Here is a 588-nt window from a genome sequence, read left to right as displayed (position 1 = left end):
CTGTGGAATCTCAGGAGGTCGTCCATCGGAAGGCCGAGGCGGCTGATGGGTGGTTTGGCTTGCAGACTACCGTGCGGACGATGCCAGTTGTAGTGATGAAGCCAGATTGGCAGGTCTTTGGCGCGCTGGTCTGAGGTGTCGTAGGCGCGAGCGTAGGCCCACTCGCGCAGCACTGTTTGGATGAAGCGTTCGGCCTTGCCGTTTGTTTGCGGCCTGTAGGGCCTGGTGAAGATGTGCTTGAGGCCGAGCTTGCTGCACGCTCTGGCGAAGGCCTTGGCGCGGTAGCAGGAGCCGTTGTCGGTCATGATGCCGGTGACCTTCATGCCGAGGCTGCGATAGTAGGTGACGGCCTCCTTGAGGAAAGCGACGGCGCTCTCCTTTTTCTGATCCTGCCGGATCTGGGAGAAGGCCAGGCGCGATGTATCGTCGATGGCCACGTGGACGAACTCGTGGCCGGCGCCACGGCTTTCTCCCATCTGGCGGTCATGCGTGATGCGGTGGCCTGGTCTGACGAACCTGCCGAGCTTCTTGATGTCGATATGGATGAGCTCGCCGGGCTGTTCGCGCTCATAGCGCCGTACCGGCTCG

Annotated in this window: 1 protein-coding gene; it reads right to left on the bottom strand. The window is 61.9% G+C overall.

Annotation, left to right across the window (positions count from 1 at the left end; genetic code table 11):
* The coding region (locus BraRD5C2_RS33570; RefSeq protein ID WP_223975717.1) for an IS481 family transposase at window positions 1-588 on the bottom strand (588 nt) is incomplete at both ends.

The organism is Bradyrhizobium sp. RD5-C2 (assembly GCF_019972155.1).
Taxonomy (GTDB): domain Bacteria; phylum Pseudomonadota; class Alphaproteobacteria; order Rhizobiales; family Xanthobacteraceae; genus Bradyrhizobium.
This window is presented reverse-complemented; position numbering and strand designations above follow the sequence as displayed.